Below are 24,082 nucleotides of genomic sequence, written 5' to 3'. Positions count from 1 at the left end.
GGAAACCACCGATGGCCTTCTGGCTAGCCGAAAGCCGCAAGGGGCAGGAGAGCGACTGGATCCAGCGCTTCGACCCCCGCTTCTGGACCGTCAACTTCCCCCGCCCGATGATGGCCAGTGTCGTCTCCACCGGCCCCGACGCCTTGCGCGTGGAGGCGAGCTTCTTGCGTGAGGCGGATCTCGGCGGTCTGATCTGGTCGAGCGAGGACACCCACGACCATCCGCTCCTCGCCTACGCGACCGAGCGCAACTACGCGCACACCGAGCTGCGTTTCCGCTGGCGTTCCTCGGGCGTGGTGCCTCTCGACGCGGTCAACGGGCCCACGCTCACCATCGAGGGGCGCGACGCCTCCGGTCAAGCGCGCAGCTGGTACGTCCGGCTCTGGAACTACGCGCAGGGCAGCCCCGAGGATGCCCTCATCACGCTTCGCTTCTCGGCGCTCGAGGGGGGCTTTTCGCTGCCCACCGACGCCGATCCGGTCTGGCCGCGCGACATCGATCGCCTGTTCATCTCCTTCACGTCCCCCGGCTACGTGGCGGGAAGCGGGGCGCCCCTTCCCGCCGAAGCGGAAGGCTGGATCGAACTCAGCGACATCGCCGCCGACGGCGAGCGGGCCATGCTCGAAATCGGCGACGTCCTGGTCCCGCCCCATGGCCTCGCGATCGCCACCGGCTTCGACGACGAGGGCGTGCAGACCCCGGCGCGCCTCGTGCGCTCGATCCTCCAGCTCGGCTATCGCGGCACCGTGCTGCACTATCTCGGCATGAGCCACTATTTCCGGCTTGCGGCCGAAAGCGGGACCTTTCTCGTAGCGCCTTCGGGCGATCCGCTGAACACCCCGGCGCGCAGCTGGCACGCGGCCTTCTTCGGCGAATGCGTCGAGCACGGCCTCAGCCCCATCGCCTCGCTTTCGTACGAACTGCTGGCCCAGCACTGCCCGCAAGACTGGATGCAGCGCGACCATGCGGGCGCCCCCGCGCTGACCGGATGGGAGCCGCCCTCGACGCTGCTTTCACCCGCGAACGAGGAGGCCATGGGTTATCTCCAGTCAGTCGCGGTCGCCTTCGCCGCGCTGATGGACGAGGCCGGAGCGCCCGTGCGCTTCCAGGTCGGCGAGCCCTGGTGGTGGACGTTCTCCGATGGCCGGATCTGCCTTTACGACGATGCCGCACGTGCGGCGCTCGGCGGCGATCCTCCCGCGATCGCCGACATGACCCAGCCGCTCAGCCTGGAGCAGACCCAGCTGCTCGATGCAGCCGGAGCGCTGCTCGCCCAGTCGACCGCGGGTCTCGTCGGCGCGGTACGCACCGCGCTCACCCCCCAGCCGGTCGAGACGCTCGCGCTCGTCTTCACGCCCACGATCCTCTCGCCCGCCATGCCCGAACTCTACCGCGCCAACCTGCCGCTCGGCTGGGCCGCACCGGCTTTCGACCGGCTCCAGCTCGAGGATTACGACTGGCTGACCGCCGGAGCCGATGCCCTGCGCCGCAAGGCCTACCAGACGATCGACACCCGGCTCGGCTACCCGCCCAGCGAACAGGACTACCTCGCCGGCTTCGTACTCGCCCCGCAGGACGCCGAGCAATGGCGCCGGATCGATGCCGGGATCGACGAAGGCCTCGCGCGCGGCCCGCACGAAGTGATCGTCTGGGCCCACCCGCAGATCGCGCGCGACGGCTACGTCCGCCTTCCCCCACCCGCTTCAGGAGAGTCCGCCATGCAGGCCTTCGACGATGTCCTCTACCCGCTGGCGCTGGGGCGCGACGCCACGGTCATGCCCGAGTTCTCGACCAGCGTCTCGGTCACCGCCTCGGGCTTCGAGAGGCGCAACAGCCTGTGGTCGAACGCGCGGCTGCGTTTCGATGTCGGCCCCGGCGTGCGCTCGGAAGCCGAACTGGGGCTTCTGATTGCCTTCTTTCGCGCCCGCCGAGGCCCGGCGCGCGGGTTCCGCCTGCGCGATCCCAGCGATTTCAGCTCCGCCGGGATGACCGAGGTTCCCGGCGCGATGGACCAGGTGCTGGGCACCGGCGACGGAGTCACCGCCGCCTTCCCGCTCGTCAAGCGCTACGGCGAGGGCGAAGCCGTGCAGGTCCGGCGCGTCACCCGCCCCGAGGCGGACAGCCTCCTCGTCTCGATCGACGGCGAACTCCAGCTCGGCAACTGGACACTCGGCGATGCGGGCATCGTCACCTTCGAGACCGCACCGCACGCCGGTGCCGACGTACGCGCCGGGTTCCTCTTCGACGTCCCCGTGCGTTTCGCCGAAGACCAGTTGGAAATCTCCGGCGCAGCCTTTGCGGCGGGCGAGGCCCCAAGCGTTCCCATCCTCGAAATCCGCGAGGCGTCATGACCCGCACCTGGTTCGCGCAAGACCTCGAGACGGCCGCGCTGTTCTGGCGCATCTTGCGCCGCGACGGGGTGACGCTGGGCTTCACCACGCATGACGCGGACCTGTGGTTCGACGGCGTGCTCCACCGCGCCTCGCCCGGGATGGTGCCCTCCTCTATCCGCAAGTGCGCCGGCTTCGAGGCCGACAGCGCCGAAGTGCAAGGCGCGCTCACGCACGATTCGATCTCGGACGCCGATCTGGCACAAGGCCGCTTCGACGGCGCCGGAGTGCGGATCGGGCTGGTCGACTGGGAGACGCGCGAGGCGACACTTCTTTATACGGGCACGATCGGAACCATCGTCGAGGACAACGGCGGCTTCCAGGCCGAGCTCGTCTCGCGCAAGAGCGAACTTGGCCGCGACACGATCCCGCGTACCAGCCCGACCTGCCGCGCCGCCTTCGCCGGGCCCGGCTGCAATCTCAACCCCCGTCGCTTCGAGCACGAGGTCACACTCCTTGCCCTGGATGCGCTGGCCAATACTGTCCGGTTGGCGGGTGCCCCCGATCCAACGCTGTGCCTGGGCGGAAGCCTGCGCTGGCTCGATGGCCCCCACGTCGGCAAGACCATGGGGATCGTCGCGGCGGACGACACCGAGGGGTTCATGCTCGACACCCCGCTCGATCCGGCGATCCCGCCGGGAACGCGCGCGCGTGTCCGCGAGGGCTGCGACCGCACGATCGGGACTTGCGCAGAGCGCTTTGCCAATGCGGTCAACTTCCAGGGCGAGCCGTTCCTGCCGGGCAACGACCTTCTGATCCGCTACCCCTCCACCTCGTGATGGTCGCCCCGCCCGTCACCGGCGCAGACCTCGTTGCCGCGGCCCGCGCGCTTCTCGGCACGCGCTACCGCCTGCACGGCCGCGATCCCTCGACCGGGTTGGACTGCCTCGGCCTGATCGCCGCCGCACTGGCGCGCTGCGGGCATGGCATTGTCCTGCCCGGCAGATATGAATTGCGCTCCAGCCATCCCCTCGAGGACGAAGCCTACCTCGCCCCCGCCGGGCTGGTGCGGGCCGACGGTCGCGAGGCCGCCGGAGACATCGAACTGCTGCGGGTTTCCCCCGGCCAGTTTCACGCCGCGATCCTGACCGGCCGGGCCCGCGACGCGATCCACGCCCACGCCGGCCTGCGCCGCGTGGTCGAGGCCCCCCTGCCTTCGTCCTGGCGCAGCCTCGAGCGCTGGCGCCTTCCCCCTTCCTGATCATCCCGGAGCGATCACTTCATGGCAACTCTCGTGTTCAGCGCCGTCGGTACGGCGCTCGGCGGTCCTGTCGGGGGCGCCATCGGCTCGCTCGTCGGGCGACAGGTCGACACGGCCTTGTTCGGCGGCACGCGCAAGGGCCCTCGCCTCAGGGAACTCGATGCAACGTCCTCGACCTATGGGCAGGTCATCGCACGCCACTACGGCACCATGCGCGTGGGCGGAACGGTTATCTGGGCCACCGAACTGGTCGAACACAGCGAGACGCAAGGGACCGGCAAGGGCTCCCCCTCGCTCACGTCCTACAGCTATAGCGCCAACTTCGCCGTGGCGCTGTCCAGCCGGCCGATCCGCGCCGTCGGCCGGATCTGGGCCGACGGCAAGCTGCTGCGGGGCGAGGATGGCCTGCTCAAGACCGCCGGCGAGCTGCGAATCCACACCGGACACGGCGACCAGCCTGCCGACCCGTTGCTCGTCGCGGCCGAAAGTCCTGCGATGTGCCCCGCCCATCGCGGTCTCGCCTACGCCGTGTTCGAAGGGCTCGACCTTGCGGACTTCTACAACCGCATCCCCTCGCTGACGTTCGAGGTTCTCGCCGACGACGACTTCGCGCTACGGGACATTCTCGAGGACGCCCTCCAAGACCTCGAAGCCGATGCGCATCTGGAAGGCATTCGCGGGTACACGTGCGAGGGGCCTGTCCTCGAGGCGCTGCAGGCCATCGACGCCGTCGTTCCCCTCGACGTCGACGCCGCAAGCGAGACTCTGGTGATCCGGCGCGAGGACCTGGACCGCGAACCCCGCCCCCTCGGGGAGCCGACGCTTCCCAACGATGCCGACGGGTTCGGAGCGCAGCGCGGATTCGTCCGGCACCGTCGACCGCCTTCCTCCAACCCGCTCGCGCTGGTGCGCTACTACGATCGCGATCGCGACTACCTGCCTTCGGTGCAGCGCGCCACCGGACCGGTCGCCCCAGGCACGCCCGGCGTGCTCGAGCTGCCCGCCGCACTCGATTCGGCCAGTGCCGCGCGCCTGATCCACAAGGCCAGCCATCGCGGCGACTGGTCACGCGACACGATTTCCTGGCGCACGAGCGAACTCGATCCCGCGATAGCCCCGGGATCCCTCGTAACCCTGCCTGGCGAGACGGGGCACTGGCGGGTGTGCGCCTGGGAATGGTGCGAGGCGGGCGTCGAGATCGAACTCGAGCGGGCCATGCCCGCCGCTACCGGAAACGTCAGCCAAGTCACGGGCACTGCAGGCAGGATCAACCCCGCGCTCGACGCGCAGGCGGGTGAAACCGTGATCGTCGCGTTCGAGCGCCCGCTCGACAGCGCCCATGGCCTTGCCGACTCTCCACTGCCTTGCGTCGCGGTCTCCTCCTCGGCAGCGGGCTGGTCGGGGGCCGCGCTCTATGCCGATCGCGGCGACGGGGAATGGCATCCGCTCGGGCCGAGTGGACGCCAGCGTGCGACCATGGGGACAGCCCAGAACGCGCTCGCGTTCGCCAGCCCCCACCTCCTCGATCGCGCCTCGGTGCTCATCGTCACCCTGCTCGACCCGACGATGGCTCTGAGTTCGGCTTCCACGTCTGCGCTCGCCGATGGCGCCAACCTGGCGCTCGTCGGCGAGGAACTGCTACAGTTCGCGCAGGCAACCCCGCTCGCTGAAGGCACCTGGAGACTGGAGGGCCTGTGGCGGGCCCGGGCCGGGACCGAGGCAGGACTCTCGACGCACCTTGCGGGCGAACCCTTCGTGCTCCTCGATGCCAGCATCCGCAGCCTCGACGCCGCAATCCTTGGCACCGCCAATTCCCGCGAGATCGTTGCCATCGGACGCGGCGATAGCGAGCCGGTACGCTCGCCCATCCGGCTCGACGGGCTGACCCGGCGCCCGCTCGCCCCGGTCCACCCCCGTCTTGCCTGGAGCACGGATGGTTCGATGCGTCTGAGCTGGACCCGCCGGGCGCGCGGTGCCTGGCATTGGGTCGATGGCATCGACGCCCCGCTCGTCGAGGAAAGCGAAGGCTATCTCGTGACCGCAGGTGATCCCGAACATCCGATCCGCAGTTGGACCACACAGGTTCCCCAAGTCGAACTGGACGCCGCGGCGCTTGCCGCGCTCGCAGCCGGGGCCGAGCCGGTCACGCTGGCTGTTCGCCAGATCGGGACACATGCCCTTTCCCCCATTCTCACGCTTTGCTCCCTGCCCTGACGCCCCAGGGCGTTGCCCCCCTTTCCTCGCTTTCCGCTTTACCCGCGAAGGACCACGATCATGACAGACTCGGTCACTTTTGACACCGCCAGCCCCCGCTTCGGCCTCCCCCTGCTGTTCCAGGGGCAGGCGCAGAAGGAGATTTTCGTCAACGAAGCCCACTGCCGTACCGATGCGCTGCTTCATTGCACCATCGAGAGTGTCGCTGCCGCACCTCCGCTTTCGCCCGAGGACGGAAAAAACTGGCTCGTGGATACCGGGGCGACCGGAGACTGGGAAAATCAGGACGGTCGGCTGGCCTGCCGGCAGGCCGGTCAGTGGTTGTTCCTGCTCCCGCGCGATGGCTTGCGCATCTTCGATCTTTCGGCCGGGCAGGAGTTGTTTTTTGTCGGCTCCTGGAAAAAAGCGCAAATAGTTCAGGAACCAAACGGAGGAACGGTGGTTGACAGTCAGGCAAGGGCCGCTGTCACGCAAATGGTCTCGGCCTTGCAGGCCCTGGGCATTCTGCCCGAGGCTTGATGGGCAACCAAGGGTAAGGGTTCAGGGGCAATGACGAGTTCATCGCATCATCGTTCTGCGCGATCTGCAGCCTGCCCTAGCGCGACATTCTTGCAACACTGGTCCGTAATGTGCGCTTGCGCGCAGAATGTTGAAGGGTTAGAGACTCTTCCCACTCGGTGGCTCCAAATCTCTATTAGTAGGGGAAACGTATGAGGAAACTCGTCATTGGAATGGCGCTGGCTTCGACAGCTATCGCCACTCCCGCGTTCGCGCGCGACGACGCATGGTATGTCGAACTCGATTTCGGTGCGATGCTCGTTGAAGATTCGAACGTTGATATCGCAGGCGTCTCGAACGCCGCTTCTTTCAGCTACGACACTGGCTATGACGGCGGCGCCGTCATCGGCTACGACTTCGGCCCTTTCCGCCTGGAAACCGAAGCCAGCTACCGTCGCGCCAATGAGGATTCGTACTCGACTCCGACCGGCAACTACAGCGGCAACGCTCTCGATGGCGGTGGCAGCTCGCTGAGCTTCATGGTCAACGGCCTGCTCGACTTCGGTCCGGACGACGGCCTTCAGGGCTTCGTCGGTGGCGGTGCCGGTGTGGCTCGCGTCAAGTTCCAGGCCGCTGACCCGTACGATTCGAACATCGACGACAGCGACACCGGTTTCGCGTGGCAGGTCCTCGCCGGCGTTCGCGCTCCGCTTTCGAAGCATGTCGATGTCGGCCTGAAGTACCGCTTCCAGAACGTCGACAACATCGACCTGGTCAACGCAGCCGGCGAAAGCGTCAGCACCCGCTGGCGTTCGCACTCGATCCTCGGCACGCTGAGCTACAACTTCGGCGAGGAAGCGGCTCCGCCGCCGCCGCCGCCGCCGCCGCCGCCGCCCCCGCCGCCGCCGCCGCCGCCGCCGCCGCCGCCGCCGGAAGTGGTCTGCAACAAGGGTCCCTACATCGTGTTCTTCGATTGGGATAAGTCGGACATCACGCCCGAGGCCGCCACGGTTCTCGACAGCGCGATCACGGCCTATGGCAACTGCGACAACGTGCCGATCATGCTGGCCGGCTACACCGACTCGTCGGGCGCCAAGACCTACAACATGGGTCTCTCGGAGCGTCGTAACGACTCGGTCCAGGCTTACCTGACCTCGCACGGCATCCCGGGCTCGGCGATCTCGAGCCAGGGCTTCGGCGAAGACAACCAGCGCGTTCCGACCGCCGACGGCGTTCGCGAACTCCAGAACCGTCGCGTCGAAATCACTTACGGTCCGGGTTCGGGCATGTAAGCTGACCGGCAACGGTAAAGATTGGGGGCTCGGAGCAATCCGGGCCCCTTTTCTTTTGCCTGCATCGGACGCGCAGTGGTTCGCAGGGGCGCGAACAAGAGCTTACCACGCTGCAGTGCGCGCGCGGGAGCGAACGGCGCGCGCGGGGGCGCGCCATTTGCCTGGTCTCATAGCCAAAGAGTTGCGGTGATTGCCGTCAGGCGGCGTAGTGCGTCGCGTCCAGCAGGCCAGCCTGCTCGAATCCGCCCTTGCGCAGGCGGCAGCTGTCGCATTCGCCGCAGGCCCGGCCATCGGCAAGCGGATCGTAGCACGACCAGCTCATCGCAGGCTCGAGCCCGAGCCGGATGCACTCGCGCGCGATGTCCGCCTTACCCAGGAACTGCAGCGGCGCATGGATGCGGAACGGCTGGCCTTCAGCCCCCGCCTTCGTCGCGAGGTCGGCAATGTTCTCGAAGGCCGAGATGAATTCGGGACGGCAATCGGGATAGCCCGAATAGTCCAGCGCGTTGACGCCAATGAAGATATCGCAGGCACCAATGGCCTCGGCCCAGGCCAGCGTGAGCGACAGGAAGACGAGATTACGTGCGGGCACGTAGGTGACCGGTATGTCCTCGCCAACGCCCTCCTTGGGCACGGCGATGTCATCGGTCAGCGCCGATCCCCCGAATTGGCGCAAGTCGAGCGGCAACACGACGTGGCGCGCCGCGCCCAGATGCCGCGCAATCGCGCCGGCCGCCTCGATCTCGCGGCGATGACGCTGATTGTAGTCGATCGTCAGCGCGTTGACGCGATAGCCCTGCTCACGCGCGAGGGCCGCCGACACCATCGAATCGAGGCCGCCGGAAAGCAGCACGACGGCGTCCTTGGTCGATTCCGGTCCAGTTCTCGTCATGGTTTCTCGCTAGGCGCGAATGGCGAACCGTGCAAGGCGCCTGCAAAGCCGGGCCCCCGCCCGGATCCGGATCACGGCGCGCAGGCGCCTACCCGGCGCCCCTCGGCCGCAAAGGCGAAGGGATGACCGGCGCGAATGCCCTGGCTGTCGAGCTGGATCAGGCCATCGGTTTCGCGCCGGATCGTGGTGCGGCCATAGCCTCGCCCGGGGCAGGTGTACTGGACGGTGACTTCGCCCGGACGGTCGGCAACGACGACCTGCCGACAGTCCTCGCCGGGGTGACGCAACTGGATCAGTTCGCGCCCCGAACGCACGCAGACGCGATCCTCGCCCGAACCTGCACCGCGCAGCCGCAAGGCCCAACTGCCCGGCTCAAGCGTGTCGAGCATCGCGAGGCGGCCCGCTTGCCCGATTGCCGGCACGGCCACGGCGCCCGCCACGCAGGCTGCTACCGCCAGAAAGCCCTTCGCCGATATCATCTTAAATGCTTCTCACGCCGTGCTGTCGTCACCAATGCTTCGCCATATCGGGCGCGAAACACCCGATTTCAAGGCAATAGGCCCAAGTGGCATCGGGGCGCCCCCACCCAGGAGTGACCGAAACGGCCCTCGATCAGATGGGAATGCGCAGAATCTTGGAGCAGAAAGCGCAATCGACCGGAATCATTCCGTCACCTTCGCGCAGATCGGCCAGTTGGTCCTCCGGGAAGCGCGAAAGAATGCCCTGGTAGTGTTCGATTGTGCATCGGCAGCCGCGCTGGAGCAGCATCAACGGCTCCACCCGGACTTCATCCTCTTCGTGGAACAGGCGCCAGAGCAATTCCTCAAGCGCCAGCACCGGATCGAGCAGTTCCTCGCGCTGCACACTTCCCGCGAGAACGGCGATGTGCTCCCAGTCGGGATGATCTTCCTGCGCGTGGAGCCGGGCCTGGCCTTCCTCGCCATCGGGGAGGAACTGGACCAGGAGGCCGCCCGCCATGCAGCGATCGCCGTTGGAGCGCACCGAAATGCGTAGCAGAGTGGGCACCTGTTCGGACTGCGCGAAATAGGCCTCGCAGGCATCGGCGAGCGAGGCACCCTCGAGCGGAACGACACCCTGGTAACGCTTGTTCGTCGCCGCGAGGTCGAAGGTAATCGCGAGATAACCCGTCCCGAACAGCGCTGGCAAGTCGAGCTGCACGTCCTCATCCGCGAAGGCGGCAAGCTTCTCGGCTTCGAAATGCACGTAGCCGCGCACTTCACCGTCGCGGTAGTCGCACACCATCATGTCGACGAGGCCACCCTCGGCCTGCGCCTGGATGGTGAGTTGCGCGCCCTCCTCCTTGAGGAGCGAGCCCATCAGCGCGGTCATCACCAGCGCCTCGGCCAGCAGATGCTTGACGACGGGAGGATAGGAATGCGCGGAAAGAACGGTCTCGAGCACCGGTCCCAGCCGCACGACACGCCCGCGGGCATGGCGTGCGGGCAGGGAAAAGGCGAGCACCCGGTCGAAGCCGGTGTCGCTGCGGCGAACGGTCGGATCCTCGCTCACAGTTTGCCGAGGCTCCACAGCAGAACCGACTTCTGGGCGTGAAGGCGGTTCTCCGCCTCGTCCCAGACCGCCGAGGCGGGACCGTCGATGACCGCATCGGTCACTTCCTCGTTGCGGTGCGCGGGCAGGCAGTGGAGGAACATCGCGTTCGCGGCGGCCTTGGCCATCAGGGCCTCGTTGACCTGGTAGGGCTCGAGCGCCTTGATGTGCGCCTCGCCCCCCGCCTGGCCCATCGAGACCCAGGTGTCGGTGACGACGACCTTGGCGCCCCGCGCCGCTTCGAGCGGATCGTGGGTGATGACGATCTCGCCGCCCGCCGCACGCGCGCGCTCGACAAAGCCAGCATCGGGCTCGTAGCCCGCCGGAACCGCCAGGCGCAGCGTGAACTTCATCAGGCCCGCCGCCTCGATCATCGAATGCGAGACATTGTTGCCATCGCCCAGCCACGCCATCTCGAGACCCGGCAGTGCGTGGCCGTGCTCGACGATGGTGAGCAGGTCCGCGACGATCTGGCAGGGGTGCGACAGATCGGTCAATCCGTTGATCACTGGCACATCGGCGTAGTGCGCGAGTTCCTCGATCTTGGCGTGATCGTCAGTGCGGATCATGATCGCATCGACCATGCGGCTGAGCACGCGGGCGGTATCGGCGATCGTCTCGCCGCGTCCGAGCTGGGTGCTGCCCGATTCCATGATGATCGTGCTGCCGCCGAGCTGGCGCATGGCCATGTCGAACGAGACTCGGGTGCGCGTCGAGTTCTTCTCGAAGATCATGGCGAGCGTGTGCCCGGCAAGCGGCGCGTCGGCGTCGGCCTTGCCCTTCGGCCAGGCCTGGCGCGCCGCCTTGCGGTCGATCGCGTCGTTGATCATGGCCGCGATCATGTCGCCGCCAGCATCACTCAGGCTCAGGAAATCCCGGCTCATCAGGAGACCTCCTCGGGCACGTAGGACGCCGCCGCCGCCGAGAGCTTCTCGAGGAACTCATCCATGTGGCTGTCGTCGATGACCAGTGGCGGGATCACGCGCATGACGTTGTCGCCCGCCGAAACCGCCAGTACCTGGTGGTTGTCGCGCATATGGGCGACGAAGGGGCGCGGCTCGACCTTCATCTTGAGACCGAGGAACAGGCCCTTGCCACGCACGCCCTCGAAGAGTTCGGGGTAATTGCCGATGAACTGCTCGAGCCGGGCCTTGAGCCGCTCGCCCTTGGCGCGCACATCCGCAAGGAAGGCCTCGTCGCCGATCACGTCGAGAACCGCACCGATCGCGGCCATCGCGAAGGGGTTGCCGCCATACGTCGAGCCGTGTGTGCCTGCGGTCATGCCGCGCGCCGCCTTTTCGGTGGCAAGGCAGGCGCCCACCGGGAAGCCACCGCCGATGCCCTTGGCCGTGGCAAGGATATCGGGTTCGATGCCGTACTGCTCGTAGGCGTAGAACGTGCCCGCACGGCCGACGCCACTCTGCACCTCGTCGAGGATCAGCATGAGGTCGTGTTCGTTACAAAGCGCACGCAGGCCCTTGAGGAAGGCCTCGTCGGCAACACGGATGCCGCCCTCGCCCTGGATCGGCTCAACCAGGAAACCGGCCGTATTGGGGCCGATGGCCGCCTTGGCGGCCTCAAGGTCGTTGAACTCGACGTACTTGAAGCCGGGGAGCAGGGGCAGGAAGCCCTTGTGCATCTTCTCCTGGCTCGACGCGCTGATCGTGGCCATCGTGCGCCCGTGGAAGGCGTTGTTGAAGGTAATCAGCTCGAACTTGTGATCGTTGCCCGCCGACTGGTGGTAGACACGCGCGGTCTTGATCGCGCATTCGACCGCCTCGGCGCCCGAATTGGTGAAGAACACCGTGTCCGCGAACGTCAGGTCGACCAGCCGCTTGGCGATCGCCTCGCCCTGCGGGCTGCCGTAGAGGTTGGAGACGTGCATCAACGTCTCGGCCTGCTTCTGGATCGCCGAGATCAGGCCTTCGTGCGAGTGCCCGAGTGCATTGACCGCGATGCCGCTGGCGAAATCGAGGAATCGGCGACCATCCTCGCTGATGAGATGGCAATGTTCGCCGCGAACGGGCCGAACACCGCACCGGGGATACACAGGCATCAACGGAGTGATCGACATTTCGAAAGATTCCTCGAAGTGATTGGGAAATGGAAAAAATCAAACGCAAACGACAAATGGCGGCCCTTACCGGGCCGCCATTTGCGCGCTTCTAGGCTTTTGCTGGCCCCCGGTCAAATCGCCGGGGGATCACGCCTGCGGGGTCAACCCTGGAGCGGCGTCAGGTTGACCGCCGAGTACTTGCCTCGTCGATCGACCTCGATGTCGAATTCCAGGCGATCGCCCTCGTTGAGGCCGGTCATGCCCGAACGTTCCACAGCGCTGATGTGGACGAAGGCGTCCGGCTGGCCGTCATCGCGCGTGATGAAGCCGAAGCCCTTCATGGAATTGAAGAACTTGACAGTGCCCGTCGCCTTTTCGCCGGTCAGCTGACGCTGCGGAGCGACTTCGCGCTTCGCGACGGGAATGACGTCGCCGACGACCGAGAGGTCGCTGGCCGAAATCTTGCCACCACGATCGACGAGCTGGAATTCCAGTTGCTGGCCTTCGGCGAGACCTTCGAGGCCGGCACGTTCGACGGCGCTGATGTGCACGAAGACGTCGTCTCCGCCCTCATCGCGCTGGATGAAGCCGAAGCCCTTTGCCGCGTTGAAGAACTTGACCACGCCGCGACCCTGGCCGACGACCTGGGCGGGCATGCCACCACGGCCGCCACCGCCACCGGGACCACGCGGACCACCGCCGAAGCCGCCGCCACCGCTGCGGGCGCCGCCGCGGTCATCGAAACCGCCGCCGCTGCCACCGCCGCCGAAGCGGTCCCCACCGCCGAAGCGATCGCCTCCGCCGAATCGGTCACCTCCACCGAAACGATCCTGTCCGGCAAAGAACGGATCGAATTCGTCCTCTCCAAACCGATCCCGCTTGTCGCGTCCCCTTCCGCGACGACCTCTATCAAAACCCATGTTTACGAACGTACCTTCGATGCGCCCTGGTAAGCAGTCACCCGGACACGTGGACGAACCGCGCCGAGAGTCAGACAAAGTTGCCCGCGGATTCCGCAAACACTCTGCTGCGAACATGATTCATACACGACTCCTTTCCCGATGGCGAACGGAATTACGCGCCAATTCGGGGGGACACCGCCCGCCAATGCCATTTGATCGCGAATTTTTGAGTTGCAACGCGGCCTTCCTAGCGCCCATTGGGCGAATCGAAGCCTCGTCCACAAATCGTCGGTCGAGGCCCCCACCGCCGGCAGGAGCGCTCCATCCATGTTCGCGAGAATTACCGACGCCATGTACGCCAGTCCGCAGATCCCGACCTCGGCCATCGCCGAGGCCAAGGCGCTGGGCGTCACGATGATCATCAACAACCGCCCCGAGGGCGAGAGTGACGACCAGACTCCGGGCAGCGCGATCGAGGCGGCGGCACAGGCAGCCGGCATCGCCTACCGCGCCATTCCCGTCTCGCACGGCGGCTTCAGCGAGGCACAAGTCGACGCGATGAGCGAGGCGCTGGCCGCCACTCCGGGGCCAGTGCTTGCCTATTGCCGCTCGGGCACGCGCTCCACGCTGCTGTGGTCGCTCGCCCGCGCCAAGGCGGGCGAGGACCCCGGCGTGATCGCCGCGCAGGCGGCAGCGGCCGGATACGACATCACCCCGATCCGCCAGATCGTCGACATTCTCACCGCTTCGGCGCGCGGCTGAACGCCCTTCGTCCCGGGCCGCCGCGCGCGGACCGGGGCAATTCACCGCATGTGGTATTGCTGGCGCGTCAGAGCGCCAGGTCGCCCTGTTCACCGGTGCGCACGCGCAGGACTTCGGCCAGCTCGAAGACGAAAACCTTGCCATCGCCGATCTCGCCCGTCGAGGCCGCGTCCTGGAGGATTGCGATGACGGTGTCCGCGAAAGCATCGGAGACCGCGATCTCGAGCTTGAGCTTGGGCAACATGTTCGAGGTGTACTCGGCGCCGCGATAGACTTCGGTATGCCCCTTCTGGCGGCCGATGCCGCTCACCTCGGTGACCGTCAGGCCCGAGACGCCCGCCTTGTCGAGCGCGGCCTTCACGTCGGCAAACTTCATCGGCTTGATCACTGCGGTCACGAATTTCATGGCTGCACGTCCCATCCCTGCCTGGTCTCACCCCGGAGCACGAAGTTACGGCCTTCCCCGTAGCCGTCAATCCATGTTCGCAAGGCCGCCGTACACCGACACCTTCGCCGCGTAAGGGCACGAAAAAAGGGCCGGAGCAAAAGCACCGGCCCACAAAGTTTGTGTTCGCAGGAGGAACATCGTGGGACCTTGGCGGCGGGGACGAAGCCGCCCGCCGCCAAGGCCAATCTTGAAATCAGATCAGTTGTAGGCGCGCTCGCCGTGTTCGCCGATGTCGAGACCTTCGTGCTCGACTTCCTCGCTGACGCGCAGGCCGGTGACCAGCTTGGCAACGAAGATGGCAATCGCGGTGGCAACCGCGGTCCACACGATGGTGGTGCCCACGGCCGCGGCCTGGATGCCGAGCTGCGAGACCATCGAGACCGATCCGTCGCCGGGTCCACCGAGCGAGGGATCGTGAAGGATGCCCGTGCCCAGCGCGCCGATGATGCCACCCACGCCGTGGACGCCGAACGCATCGAGCGCGTCGTCGTAACCGAACATCGGCTTGAGCTTGCTGACCGCGAAGAAGCAGATCACCGAGGCGATCGCGCCCAGCACGACGGCACCGAAGACGCCGACGTTACCGGCGGCCGGGGTCACCGCGACGAGGCCGGCGACGACACCCGAGCAGAAGCCCAGCGCCGAGCCCTTGTGGCCCGCGAGACGCTCGGCAAGCATCCAGAACAGGCCGGCCGAAGCGGTGGCGACGAACGTGTTGATCATGGCGAGGGCGGCCACGCCGTCGGCCTCGAGTTCGGAGCCGGCGTTGAAGCCGAACCAGCCCACCCACAGCAGGCCCGTGCCGACCATGGTCAGCGTGAGCGAGTGCGGGGGCATCGGCTCGTTGGGATAGCCCTTGCGCTTGCCAAGCATGAGCGCGGCGACGAGCGCGGCGACACCCGCGTTAATGTGCACGACCGTACCACCGGCGAAGTCGAGCGCGCCCATCTCGAAGAACAGGCCGCCGCCCGCCCACACCATGTGCGCGATCGGGAAGTAGGAAATGGTGAGCCAGACGATCGCGAAGACCATCACCGCCGAGAACTTCATGCGCTCCACGGTCGATCCCAGGACGAGCGCGACAGTGATCGCGGCGAAGGTCATCTGGAAGCAGATGAACACGTATTCGCTGATGACTTCGTCCGAGAAGGTGGCCGCAGTGCTGTCCGAGGTCACGCCGGCGAGGAAGAACTTGCCCCACGAGATGAAGGCATTGCCTTCGGGCCCGAAGGCCATGCCGTAGCCGTACATGATCCAGAGCAGCATCGCGAGCGCGGCGGCCGCGCCGATCTGCGTCATCGTCGAGAGCATGTTCTTCGAGCGGGTGAGACCGCCGTAGAACAGCGCGAGGCCGGGCAGGATCATCATCATGACCAGCACGGTGGAGACCATCATCCAGGCGTTGTTGCCGGGATTGGGAACGGGGGGCTTGGCGGCCGCCGCAGCGGCGTCCTGCGCCCAGGCGGGCATGGCGGCGAACATCGAGACGCCGAGGGCGCCGACGCTGCCGAGAATCTTGCGGTTCATGTCAGATAGCCTCCTCAAAGCGCCGTATCGCCGGACTCGCCGGTGCGGATGCGCACGGCGGACGCGAGGTCGAGAACGAAGATCTTGCCGTCACCGATCGCCTCGGTGCTGGCGACCTGCTGAATGGTTTCCACGATCTTGGGCGCCAACTCGTCGGGCGCCGCTACCTCGATCTTCACCTTCGGCAGCATGTTGGTGGAATATTCGGCACCACGGTAGATTTCCGTCTGCCCCTTCTGGCGCCCGAAACCCTTCACTTCGGAAACGGTCATGCCCGCGACCCCGATCGCGCCAAGCGCCTCTCGAACTTCGTCGAGTTTGAAGGGCTTGATGATGGCTATGATGAACTTCATGCCTGTCCCCTGTTTGTTACCGGCCCCACGCCGGCTGCACAGGAGCTAGCACGAACTATGCCAGATTACCTAATCGGGGATTTGGGCGGCTTAACGGTTCAGAAAGGTTGCTCTCCCCTCCAAAACCGCTCGTTTTCTGAGCAGTCGCCTAATTTTTAGGCAGCTGCAGCGCAGCAAAAACGGGCAGATGATCGGATCCTATCGCAGAAAGCGCACTTCGATGGACATTTGTTCCAAGAACTTTCCATTCTTCGGATATAATGATGCGATCGAGCTTCGCCATCGGCCGGCGCGAGGGGAAACTCTTGCCCGGCGATAACACCCGCCACCGTGCATTAAATTCTCGAAAGCACCCTTGCGCGGACCACTCGTTGAAATCGCCCATCAGAACGGTCGGGACCCGCGCTCCGCAATCGTCGAGGTGATCGAGCACGCGGCGCACCTGCTGGCGGCGGCGCAGACCCGAGAGATCGAGGTGCATGCCCACCACCCGCAGTCGGCGCCCTCCCGCCTCGAGATCGGCGCGCACCGCGCCGCGCGGCTCGAGCACGGGCAAGTCGACGGGCTCGGCCGCAATCAGGTCGATCCCCTTGCGCACCAGCAGCGCATTGCCGTGCCAGCCCAGGCTATCGGGCTTCATCGAGAGCGGCACGGGGGTGTAGTCGGTCGCGGCATGGATCGCATCGAGCGGCAACGCGGCCATACGTCGCCCGAAACGGCGATCGACTTCCTGCAGCGCGACGACGTCTGCATCGACTTCCAGCAGCACGCGCAGGATCCGCTCGTGATCGCGCCGCCGGTCGAGCCCGACGGCCTTGTGGATGTTGTAGCTGGCGAACGTGAGCGACGAGGACGACGTAGGCGACAAGGAACTAACTCTCCGAAGCAGGCGGACCCAATCCAGGCTAGGCCGCGAAGGGCCCGCTTGCCAAGTCCGCCTTCGAGCAAGCCCCGAAAGCCCTCGCGGTTCCGCCCTCAGCGTTCCTTGGTGGCGCTGAAGGTCAGCTCGGGATTGCGTTCCTGCTGGTAACCCACGTCCCAGGCCGAGCGCGCCATGAACACCGGATCGCCGTCCCGGTCGCGCGCGAGGTTCATCTTGTTGAACTCGGCGAAGTCGTCGATCGCCTTGTCGGTACCCTTGAGCCAGCGCGCGGTGTCGAAGGGCGAGCTCTCGAGTACCGCCTCGACCTTGTACTCGGCCTCGAGGCGCGAAATCAGCACCTCGAGCTGGAGCTGGCCGACCACGCCCACGATCCACTGCGCGCCGATCTCGGGGTAGAAGACCTGGATCACGCCTTCCTCGGAAAGGTCGTCGAGCGCCTTTCGCAGCTGCTTGGTCTTGGTCGGGTCCTTGAGCGCGACGCGGCGCAGGATTTCCGGCGCGAAGTTGGGCAGGCCGGTGAAGCGGATCTTGTTCTTCTCCGACAGCGTGTCACCCACCCGAAGCGTGCCGTGGTTGGGAATGCCAATGATGTCGCCGGGCTCGGCGGTGTCGGCGATCTCGCGGTCCTGCGCGAAGAACATGATCGGCGAGTGGATCGCGATCGGCTTGCCGAGGCCCGAAGGTGTCAGCTTCATGCCGCGCTTGAAAGTGCCCGAGGCCAGCCGCATGAAGGCGATCCGGTCGCGGTGCATCGGGTCCATGTTGGCCTGGACCTTGAAGATGAAACCCGAGACTTCCTTGTCCTCGGGCGCCACCGGACCATCATCGGTCGGCTGCGGGCGCGGCGGGGGGGCGTACTGCGAGATCGCCTCGATCAGCTCGGCAACGCCGAAGTTCTTGAGCGCGGAGCCGAAGTAGACCGGGGTCAGGTCGCCCGCGCGGTAGGCCTCGATGTCGAAGTCGGGATAGCCGGCCTGCGCCAGCTCCATTTCTTCGGCGACCTCTTCGGGCAAGGTCACGTTCTCCTCGATCGTGCCGAGGAATTCCTTGCTCGGCCCTTCGGGGCGGCTGACCTTGCCGGTCTCGATGTCATAGATGCCCTGGAACAGGCCGCCCATACCGACCGGCCAGGACATCGGGCACACGTCGAGCGCAAGCATGTCCGCCACTTCGTCGAGCAAGTCGAAGCAGGCCCGGCCCTCGCGGTCGACCTTGTTGATGAAGGTGATGATCGGCACCGAACGCAGGCGGCAGACCTCGAAGAGCTTGCGCGTCTGCGGCTCGATGCCCTTGGCCGCGTCGATCACCATGATCGCCGAATCGACCGCCGTCAGCGTACGGTAGGTGTCTTCCGAAAAGTCCTCGTGGCCCGGCGTGTCGAGCAGGTTGAAGGTCACCGTCTCGCCATTGGCGTCGGTGCGCTCGAAGGTCATGACCGAACTGGTCACCGAGATGCCGCGCTGCTGCTCGATCTTCATCCAGTCCGAGCGCGCACGCCGAGCTTGCCCGCGCGCCTTGACCTCGCCCGCGAGGTGGATGGCGCCGCCCTGCAGCAGCAGCTTTTCGGTCAGCGTGGTCTTACCGGCGTCGGGGTGCGAGATGATCGCGAATGTGCGGCGTGAATTGCTCATGAGGGCGCCTTTACGGGCGCGAGGGCGTTATCGCAATGGCAGTAAGGGGGAAGGAGGATTCAAGGGGCCATTGCCCCTTGGACCCCAAAATCGGCCACATCGTGCCGAGCACGAACCCGTCGCTCTGTAACGGCCCTCGACGGTATTGGGAGCTCGAGGGGCCATGCCCCTCGGAACATTCCCTTTTCAGTCTTCGCGCGCAACCTTGAAGCCCGCGAAGGACTGGCTCACCGGCATCAGTTCGAGCGTGTTGATGTTGAGGTGCGGCGGCAGTTCAGCGACCCAGGCGATCGTGTTCGCGATGTCCTCGCCGGTCATCGGGTTGGCGCCCTTGTAAAGATCGTCGGAGGCCTGCTGGTTGCCACCCGTGCGCACGACGGTGAATTCGGTCTCGACCATGCCCGGCTCGATCGAGGTGACGCGCACGCCCGTGCCCGAAAGGTCCGAGCGCAGGCCCAGCGAGAACTGGCGCACGAAGGCCTTGGTCCCGCCGTAGACGTTGCCCCCGGTATAGGGATAGCTGGCCGCGACCGAGGCGAGGTTGACGATCAACCCCTTTCGCTCGATCAGCTGGGGCAGCAGCTTGTGGGTGAGCGAGACCAGCGCGGTGACGTTGGTGTCGATCATCGTCTTCCACTGGGCAAGATCGCTCTCCTGCGCAGGGCTGGTGCCGAGCGCGAGCCCGGCGTTGTTCACGAGGCAGTCGATTTGGGCGAACTCATGCGGCAGCGCGCCCAGCGCCGCATCGCGCGCAGCCTCGTCGCAGACATCGAAGACGCACGGGTGGACGTTGTCCGCGCCCAGTTCGCGCACGAGATCGGCCAGGCGCTCGGCGCGACGGCCGGTCGCGATCACCCGCCAGCCCCGGGCGACGAGCGCGCGGGCGGCCGCGGCGCCGATCCCCGAGGTGGCTCCGGTTACGAGGGCTGTCTTCATGGGAAATCTCCTGGAATTCTACGTGGGGTGAACGCGCCAGGCGCCCATCAGTTCGCGGGGAGGACCGCGATGTGCAGTTCGAAGAACTGAGTCTGGCCCGCAGGAACCGAGATCACGCCGGGCTTTTCCCGAAAATCGCCCTCGAAGCCGACCGGGTCGGCGATCCCCTGCCAGGGCTCGATGCACAGGAAGTCCGCGCCCGGCTTCTGCCAGATGCCGAGCATGGGCAGGACCGAGCTCTTGACCGCGATGCGCGTGCCGTTGGGCGGGCCGAAAGTGACCACCTTGCTATGCACCTTGTCCCAGATCAGCGCGTCGGCCTCGAACAGTTCGGCGCGCGGGGTGAAGGTGTTGCCCTTGACCGGGCCGTGCTTGCGATCAGGGAGGAGCAGGCCGGTCTTCGGATCGACCCGGCGCACCTGCTGCGGCTCGTTCTCGGAAAAGACGATCCGGTGGTCCTCCTTGGCCGCCCCCCCAGGCAGTGGCCAGGCAAAGCCGGGGTGGAAGCCGATGCTGAAGGGCATCGGAACTTCGCCGCAGTTCTGCACGCCCACGCCGATCGCCAGCTTGGTGCCGATCACCCGGTAGTTGACGTTGAGCTTGAACTCGAAGGGATAGACTTCGCGCGTCGCCGCGTTCGCCGCAAGGCTGAACATCACGCGCTCCTTCTCGGCGATCAGCACCTCGAAGGTGCTGTGGCGCGCGAAACCGTGGCGCGGCAGGGCATATTCCTTGCCGCCCAGGCGATAGCGTCCCTGGTTGAGAGCGCCCACGATCGGGAACAGGATCGGCGCGTGCCCGGACCAGACCTCGGGGTTGCCGTCGGTCATGAACTCACGCCCTTGCGCATCGACGAGGGACCACAGCTCGGCCCCGAAGGGGTTGATCCGGGCGGTCAGGTCCCCGGAGCCGATGCTGATCAATTCGCTGTCCGACACGCTGTGCGTCTCCTCATCGTTGCTCTTCGCCGCGCGTCAGCCGCGCAGCGTGGCCCCGAGCTTGGCGGCCGCTGCGGTCACCTTCTCGCTGATCGCCTTGAGATCGGCTTCCTTGTAGCTCGTCTCGAGCGGCTGGAGCGTGACTTCGAGCGCCAGCGACTTGTGCCCCTCGGGAACGCCCTGCCCCCGGAAATCATCGAAGAGGCGGGCAGCCACGATATTGGCCTTGTCCGCGCCCTGTACAACCCGCAGGAGGTCGCCCGCAGGCAGTTCTACCGGAACCAGGAAGGCAAAGTCGCGCGTGACCGCCTGCAGCGCGGGCGGGGTGTAGGAGGTGCGGGTGAAGCTCGCCGCGCCCTTCTTGGCCGGGATCGCGTCGAGGAAGATCTCGACCACGGCCACCGGCCCGGCGATGTCGAACTGCCGGGCAAGCGCGGGATGCAGCATGCCGAAGCGCGCGAGCACGTTCTTGGGCCCAAGGCGCAGCGTCGCCGACTGGCCAGGGTGGAACTGCCCACCCGCCTCGCCCATGACCTGGAGCTTGTCGACCGGCGCACCCGCCTCGGCGAGAAGCGCCAGCGCCTCGGCCTTGGCGTCGTAGGCGTCGAACGGCGCGGCCTTTCCGGTGGCCCAGCCGCGCGGAGTCTTCTCGCCCGCGAGCACGACCGCCAGCGTCATGCGCTCGTCGCTCGCCCCGCCCTTGCCGCGCAAGTAGCGACGGCCCAGTTCGAACAGGCGCAGCGCGCCCGCACCGCGATCAAGATTGCGCTTGGCCGCCGAAAGCAGGCCGGGCAGGAGCGAGGGGCGCATGGCCTTCATGTCCTCGCTGATCGGGTTGGCGAGGATCCACAGCGGGGTCTCGCCCGCGAAGGCTTCGGCCTCGGCGACCGGCAGGAACGACCAAGTCACCGCCTCGTTGAGCCCGCGCGCGGCGGCCGCACGGCGCACGCGGCGCTCGAGCGCCTGGGCCGGGGTCGCGGTCGGCTGGGCCACACCATCGGCGCGCGGCAGCGCCACGCTTTCGATGTTGTCGAGCCCGTGGATGCGCACGACTTCCTCGACGATGTCGGGCGCGCCGTCGACGTCGGGACGCCAGCCCGGCACAGTCACCGCCCAGGCCTTGTCGAACCCGGCCTCCTCGACCACGACAGAGAAGCCGAGGCTTTCCAGGATCGTCGTCTGCTGCTCGGGCGAAATCTCGACCCCGCCGAGCTGTCCGGTCAGTGCCGGATCGAAATGCACGATCTTGGGCGTTGCGGGCGCCGCGCCCACGCGCACGATCTCGGAAGCCTCGCCGCCGCACAGGATCTGGATGAGCCCGGTCAGTAGCGCCAGGCCATCGTCCAGGAACGCCGGATCGATGCCGCGCTCGAAACGCCCGCGCGCATCCGAGGTGAGGTTGAGCTTGCGGCCGGTCAGCGCGATGCGCTGCGGGTCGAAGTAGGCGATCTCGAGCAGGACGTCGGTCGTTCCGCCCTCGCAGCCCGAATGCTGGCCGCCCATGATGCCCGCGATATCGTGCACGCCCGCCTCGTCGGCGATGACGGTCATCGAGGAATCGAGGGTGTAGGCCTTTTCGTTGAGCGCGACGACGCTCTCGCCGTCCTTCGCACGGCGCGCGGTGACCGCCCCGTTCAGCTTGGCGAGGTCATAGGCGTGCGCCGGGCGCCCGAAGGCGAGCATAATGAAGTTGGTGGCATCGACCAGCGCCGAAATCGGGCGCTGACCGGCGGCCTTGAGGCAATCCTGAAGCCACTGCGGCGAGGGCCCGTTCTTCACGCCCTTGATCACGCGGCCGTAGAACGCGGGGCAGCCCTCGGCGTCCTCGATGCGGATCTCGACCGGGCACGCGAAAGTCCCCGCGATGGTCGGAACCTCCACGGGCTTGAGCGTGCCCAGGCCCGCGGCGGCAAGGTCGCGCGCAATGCCGAAGACACCCATGCAATCCGGGCGGTTGGGGGTGATCGAGACGTCGATCACCGGATCGGCCCCGTGGTACTGCGCGAAGGGCGTGCCGACCGGCGCGTCTTCGGGCAGCTCGATGATGCCTTCGTGCGCGTCGCCCAGTTCCAGTTCGCGCACCGAGCACATCATGCCGTTCGATTCGACGCCGCGAATGGCCGACTTCTTGAGCACCATGCCGTTGGCCGGAACGCTGGCGCCGGGAAGGCCGAGCACGCCGACCAGCCCAGCGCGCGCGTTGGGCGCGCCGCACACGACCTGCAAGGGATCGCCCTCGCCGGTGTCGACGGTCAGGACCTGGAGCTTGTCGGCATCCGGGTGACGCGCGGCGGTCAGGATCCTGGCGACGCGAAAGCCCGCGAGCTTCTCGGCCGGATCCTCGATGCCCTCGACCTCGATGCCGATGCGGTTGAGAGTGGCGGCCACCGCGTCGATGCCGGCGTCGGTCTCAAGGTACTGCTTGAGCCAGGAAAGCGAGAATTTCATCTGATCTGTGTCCTCTTATCCGCTCAGGCCGGGGTGCCGACGCCACCTGCGAGGGTCGGCACGTCGAGGGCGGAGAAGCCGTAATGCGAAAGCCAGCGCACGTCGCCGTCGAAGAAGGCGCGCAAATCGTCCATGCCATACTTGAGCATGGCGAGGCGGTCGACGCCGGTGCCGAAGGCAAAGCCCTGCCACTCGTCGGGGTCGAGCCCGGCGGCCGCGATGACGCGGCGGTTGACCATGCCCGAGCCGAGCACTTCCATCCAGGCATGGCCCGGCGCGTCGCCCGAGCCGCCGACCACCCGGCGCCCGTTTTCCTGGCTGTAGCCCACGTCCACCTCGACCGAGGGTTCGGTGAAGGGGAAGTAGCTGGGGCGAAGCCTCAGGACGATGTCGTCGCGCTCGAAATAGGCCTTGAGGAAGGTCTCGAGCGTCCACTTGAGGTGACCCAGGTGAATGCCCTTGTCGATGACCAGGCCCTCGACCTGGTGGAACATGGGCGTGTGCGTCGCGTCGCTGTCCGAACGGTAGACGCGGCCCGGCGCGATGATGCGGATGGGCGCACCCTTCGCGATCATCGCGCGGATCTGCACCGGCGAGGTGTGCGTGCGCAACAGCATGTCGCGGCCTTCGTCATCCTTGTCGGGGAAATAGAAGGTGTCGTGCATGGCGCGCGCGGGATGCGTCTCGGGCATGTTGAGCGCGGTGAAGTTGTGCCAGTCATCCTCGATCTCGGGACCGGTCGCGACGGCGAAGCCCATGTCGGCGAAGATCTCGGCGAGTTCGTCCATGACCTGCGAGATCGGGTGGACAGAGCCGCGCGGCGCCTCGGGCGCGGGGAGCGAGAGGTCAATCGTCTCGGCGGCGAGGCGGGCCTCCAGCGCCGCGCTTTCCAGCGCGTCCTTGCGTGCGGCCAGAGCCTCGCTCACGCTCTCGCGCAGACCGTGGATCTTGGGCCCTTCTTCCTTGCGCTCTTCCGGGCTCAGCTTGCCCAGCGTCTTGAGCAGGCCCGAAATCGATCCCTGCTTGCCCAGGAATTCCACCCGCAGGCCTTCCAGCGTCTCGAGATCGCATGCCCCTGCAATGCGCGAAAGGGCCTCCTGGCCGGTTGCTGCGTAGTCCACGTCGGGTTTCTGCCTGTTCCT

General features: G+C 66.6%; 22 protein-coding genes. 7 read left to right on the top strand and 15 right to left on the bottom strand.

Annotated elements, in window-relative coordinates; translation table 11 throughout:
• Positions 1-11: 11 nt before the first annotated feature.
• The 6 genes from HT136_RS05245 (at position 12) to HT136_RS05220 (ending at position 7,595) form a co-directional block, all read left to right on the top strand.
• Positions 12-2,351 carry a DUF2460 domain-containing protein gene (locus HT136_RS05245; RefSeq protein ID WP_214198518.1) on the top strand — a complete coding sequence of 780 codons (2,340 nt, stop codon included), beginning with the start codon at positions 12-14 and terminating at the stop codon, positions 2,349-2,351.
• Positions 2,348-3,169, top strand: a complete 822-nt coding sequence (locus tag HT136_RS05240; RefSeq protein WP_214198517.1) for a DUF2163 domain-containing protein — start codon at positions 2,348-2,350, stop codon at positions 3,167-3,169. Before HT136_RS05245 ends, HT136_RS05240 begins: the two co-directional genes overlap by 4 nt.
• A complete protein-coding gene (locus HT136_RS05235) occupies positions 3,169-3,591 on the top strand; it encodes an NlpC/P60 family protein (protein ID WP_214198516.1) in 423 nt (140 codons plus the stop codon). Before HT136_RS05240 ends, HT136_RS05235 begins: the two co-directional genes overlap by 1 nt.
• Positions 3,592-3,612: 21 nt before the next feature.
• Positions 3,613-5,805, top strand: coding sequence for a phage tail protein (locus tag HT136_RS05230; protein ID WP_214198515.1), 2,193 nt, complete (start codon positions 3,613-3,615; stop codon positions 5,803-5,805).
• A 60-nt stretch (positions 5,806-5,865) separates the two neighbouring features.
• The gene (locus tag HT136_RS05225) at positions 5,866-6,324 is read left to right on the top strand and encodes a DUF2793 domain-containing protein (protein ID WP_214198514.1); all 459 of its coding nucleotides are present in this window, start codon (positions 5,866-5,868) and stop codon (positions 6,322-6,324) included.
• A 191-nt stretch (positions 6,325-6,515) separates the two neighbouring features.
• Complete coding sequence (locus HT136_RS05220; protein WP_214198513.1) at positions 6,516-7,595, top strand: OmpA family protein; 1,080 nt, start codon at positions 6,516-6,518, stop codon at positions 7,593-7,595.
• Positions 7,596-7,791: 196 nt separating this feature from the next.
• Here the strand turns inward: HT136_RS05220 and queC are convergent, their stop codons facing one another.
• The 6 genes from queC to HT136_RS26475 form a co-directional block, all read right to left on the bottom strand.
• Positions 7,792-8,487, bottom strand: coding sequence for a 7-cyano-7-deazaguanine synthase QueC (queC, locus tag HT136_RS05215; protein ID WP_214198512.1), 696 nt, complete (start codon positions 8,485-8,487; stop codon positions 7,792-7,794).
• 71 nt (positions 8,488-8,558) lie between these two features.
• Positions 8,559-8,966 carry a DUF3617 domain-containing protein gene (locus tag HT136_RS05210; protein ID WP_214198511.1) on the bottom strand — a complete coding sequence of 136 codons (408 nt, stop codon included), beginning with the start codon at positions 8,964-8,966 and terminating at the stop codon, positions 8,559-8,561.
• 133 nt (positions 8,967-9,099) lie between these two features.
• On the bottom strand, positions 9,100-10,017 hold the full coding sequence (gene hslO / locus HT136_RS05205) for an Hsp33 family molecular chaperone HslO (protein ID WP_214198510.1): 918 nt from the start codon (positions 10,015-10,017) through the stop codon (positions 9,100-9,102).
• Positions 10,014-10,940: an ornithine carbamoyltransferase gene (gene argF / locus HT136_RS05200; RefSeq protein ID WP_214198509.1), complete on the bottom strand. Its 927-nt coding sequence runs from the start codon at positions 10,938-10,940 to the stop codon at positions 10,014-10,016. Before argF ends, hslO begins: the two co-directional genes overlap by 4 nt.
• A complete protein-coding gene (locus HT136_RS05195; RefSeq protein ID WP_214198508.1) occupies positions 10,940-12,130 on the bottom strand; it encodes an aspartate aminotransferase family protein in 1,191 nt (396 codons plus the stop codon). Before HT136_RS05195 ends, argF begins: the two co-directional genes overlap by 1 nt.
• 143 nt (positions 12,131-12,273) lie before the next feature.
• Positions 12,274-13,032 carry a cold-shock protein gene (locus tag HT136_RS26475; protein WP_214198507.1) on the bottom strand — a complete coding sequence of 253 codons (759 nt, stop codon included), beginning with the start codon at positions 13,030-13,032 and terminating at the stop codon, positions 12,274-12,276.
• Positions 13,033-13,341: 309 nt separating this feature from the next.
• Here HT136_RS26475 and HT136_RS05185 point away from each other — a divergent pair, with 309 nt between their 5' ends.
• Complete coding sequence (locus tag HT136_RS05185) at positions 13,342-13,776, top strand: protein tyrosine phosphatase family protein (protein ID WP_214198506.1); 435 nt, start codon at positions 13,342-13,344, stop codon at positions 13,774-13,776.
• A 67-nt stretch (positions 13,777-13,843) separates the two neighbouring features.
• Here the strand turns inward: HT136_RS05185 and HT136_RS05180 are convergent, their stop codons facing one another.
• The 9 genes from HT136_RS05180 to pheS all read right to left on the bottom strand — a co-directional run bounded on the left by HT136_RS05180 (position 13,844) and on the right by pheS (position 24,061).
• Positions 13,844-14,182 carry a P-II family nitrogen regulator gene (locus HT136_RS05180; RefSeq protein WP_214198505.1) on the bottom strand — a complete coding sequence of 113 codons (339 nt, stop codon included), beginning with the start codon at positions 14,180-14,182 and terminating at the stop codon, positions 13,844-13,846.
• A 240-nt stretch (positions 14,183-14,422) separates the two neighbouring features.
• Positions 14,423-15,751 (bottom strand): ammonium transporter, encoded by a 1,329-nt coding sequence (locus HT136_RS05175; protein ID WP_214198504.1) that lies wholly within the window; start codon positions 15,749-15,751, stop codon positions 14,423-14,425.
• A 14-nt stretch (positions 15,752-15,765) separates the two neighbouring features.
• On the bottom strand, positions 15,766-16,104 hold the full coding sequence (locus HT136_RS05170; RefSeq protein WP_214198503.1) for a P-II family nitrogen regulator: 339 nt from the start codon (positions 16,102-16,104) through the stop codon (positions 15,766-15,768).
• A gap of 148 nt (positions 16,105-16,252) precedes the next feature.
• Positions 16,253-16,972, bottom strand: coding sequence for an endonuclease/exonuclease/phosphatase family protein (locus HT136_RS05165; RefSeq protein ID WP_214198502.1), 720 nt, complete (start codon positions 16,970-16,972; stop codon positions 16,253-16,255).
• A gap of 107 nt (positions 16,973-17,079) precedes the next feature.
• Positions 17,080-18,618 (bottom strand): peptide chain release factor 3, encoded by a 1,539-nt coding sequence (locus HT136_RS05160; protein ID WP_214198501.1) that lies wholly within the window; start codon positions 18,616-18,618, stop codon positions 17,080-17,082.
• A gap of 186 nt (positions 18,619-18,804) precedes the next feature.
• Complete coding sequence (locus HT136_RS05155; RefSeq protein ID WP_214198500.1) at positions 18,805-19,554, bottom strand: SDR family NAD(P)-dependent oxidoreductase; 750 nt, start codon at positions 19,552-19,554, stop codon at positions 18,805-18,807.
• Between the two features lie 47 nt (positions 19,555-19,601).
• Positions 19,602-20,492, bottom strand: a complete 891-nt coding sequence (locus HT136_RS05150) for an aldose 1-epimerase family protein (protein WP_214198499.1) — start codon at positions 20,490-20,492, stop codon at positions 19,602-19,604.
• A 36-nt stretch (positions 20,493-20,528) separates the two neighbouring features.
• Positions 20,529-22,940 (bottom strand): phenylalanine--tRNA ligase subunit beta, encoded by a 2,412-nt coding sequence (gene pheT, locus HT136_RS05145; protein WP_214198498.1) that lies wholly within the window; start codon positions 22,938-22,940, stop codon positions 20,529-20,531.
• A 23-nt stretch (positions 22,941-22,963) separates the two neighbouring features.
• The gene (pheS, locus tag HT136_RS05140; RefSeq protein WP_214198497.1) at positions 22,964-24,061 is read right to left on the bottom strand and encodes a phenylalanine--tRNA ligase subunit alpha; all 1,098 of its coding nucleotides are present in this window, start codon (positions 24,059-24,061) and stop codon (positions 22,964-22,966) included.
• Between the last annotated feature and the right edge of the window lie 21 nt (positions 24,062-24,082).

It is taken from the genome of Novosphingobium profundi (genome assembly GCF_018491765.1).
GTDB classification, from domain to species: domain Bacteria; phylum Pseudomonadota; class Alphaproteobacteria; order Sphingomonadales; family Sphingomonadaceae; genus Novosphingobium; species Novosphingobium profundi.
This window is presented reverse-complemented; position numbering and strand designations above follow the sequence as displayed.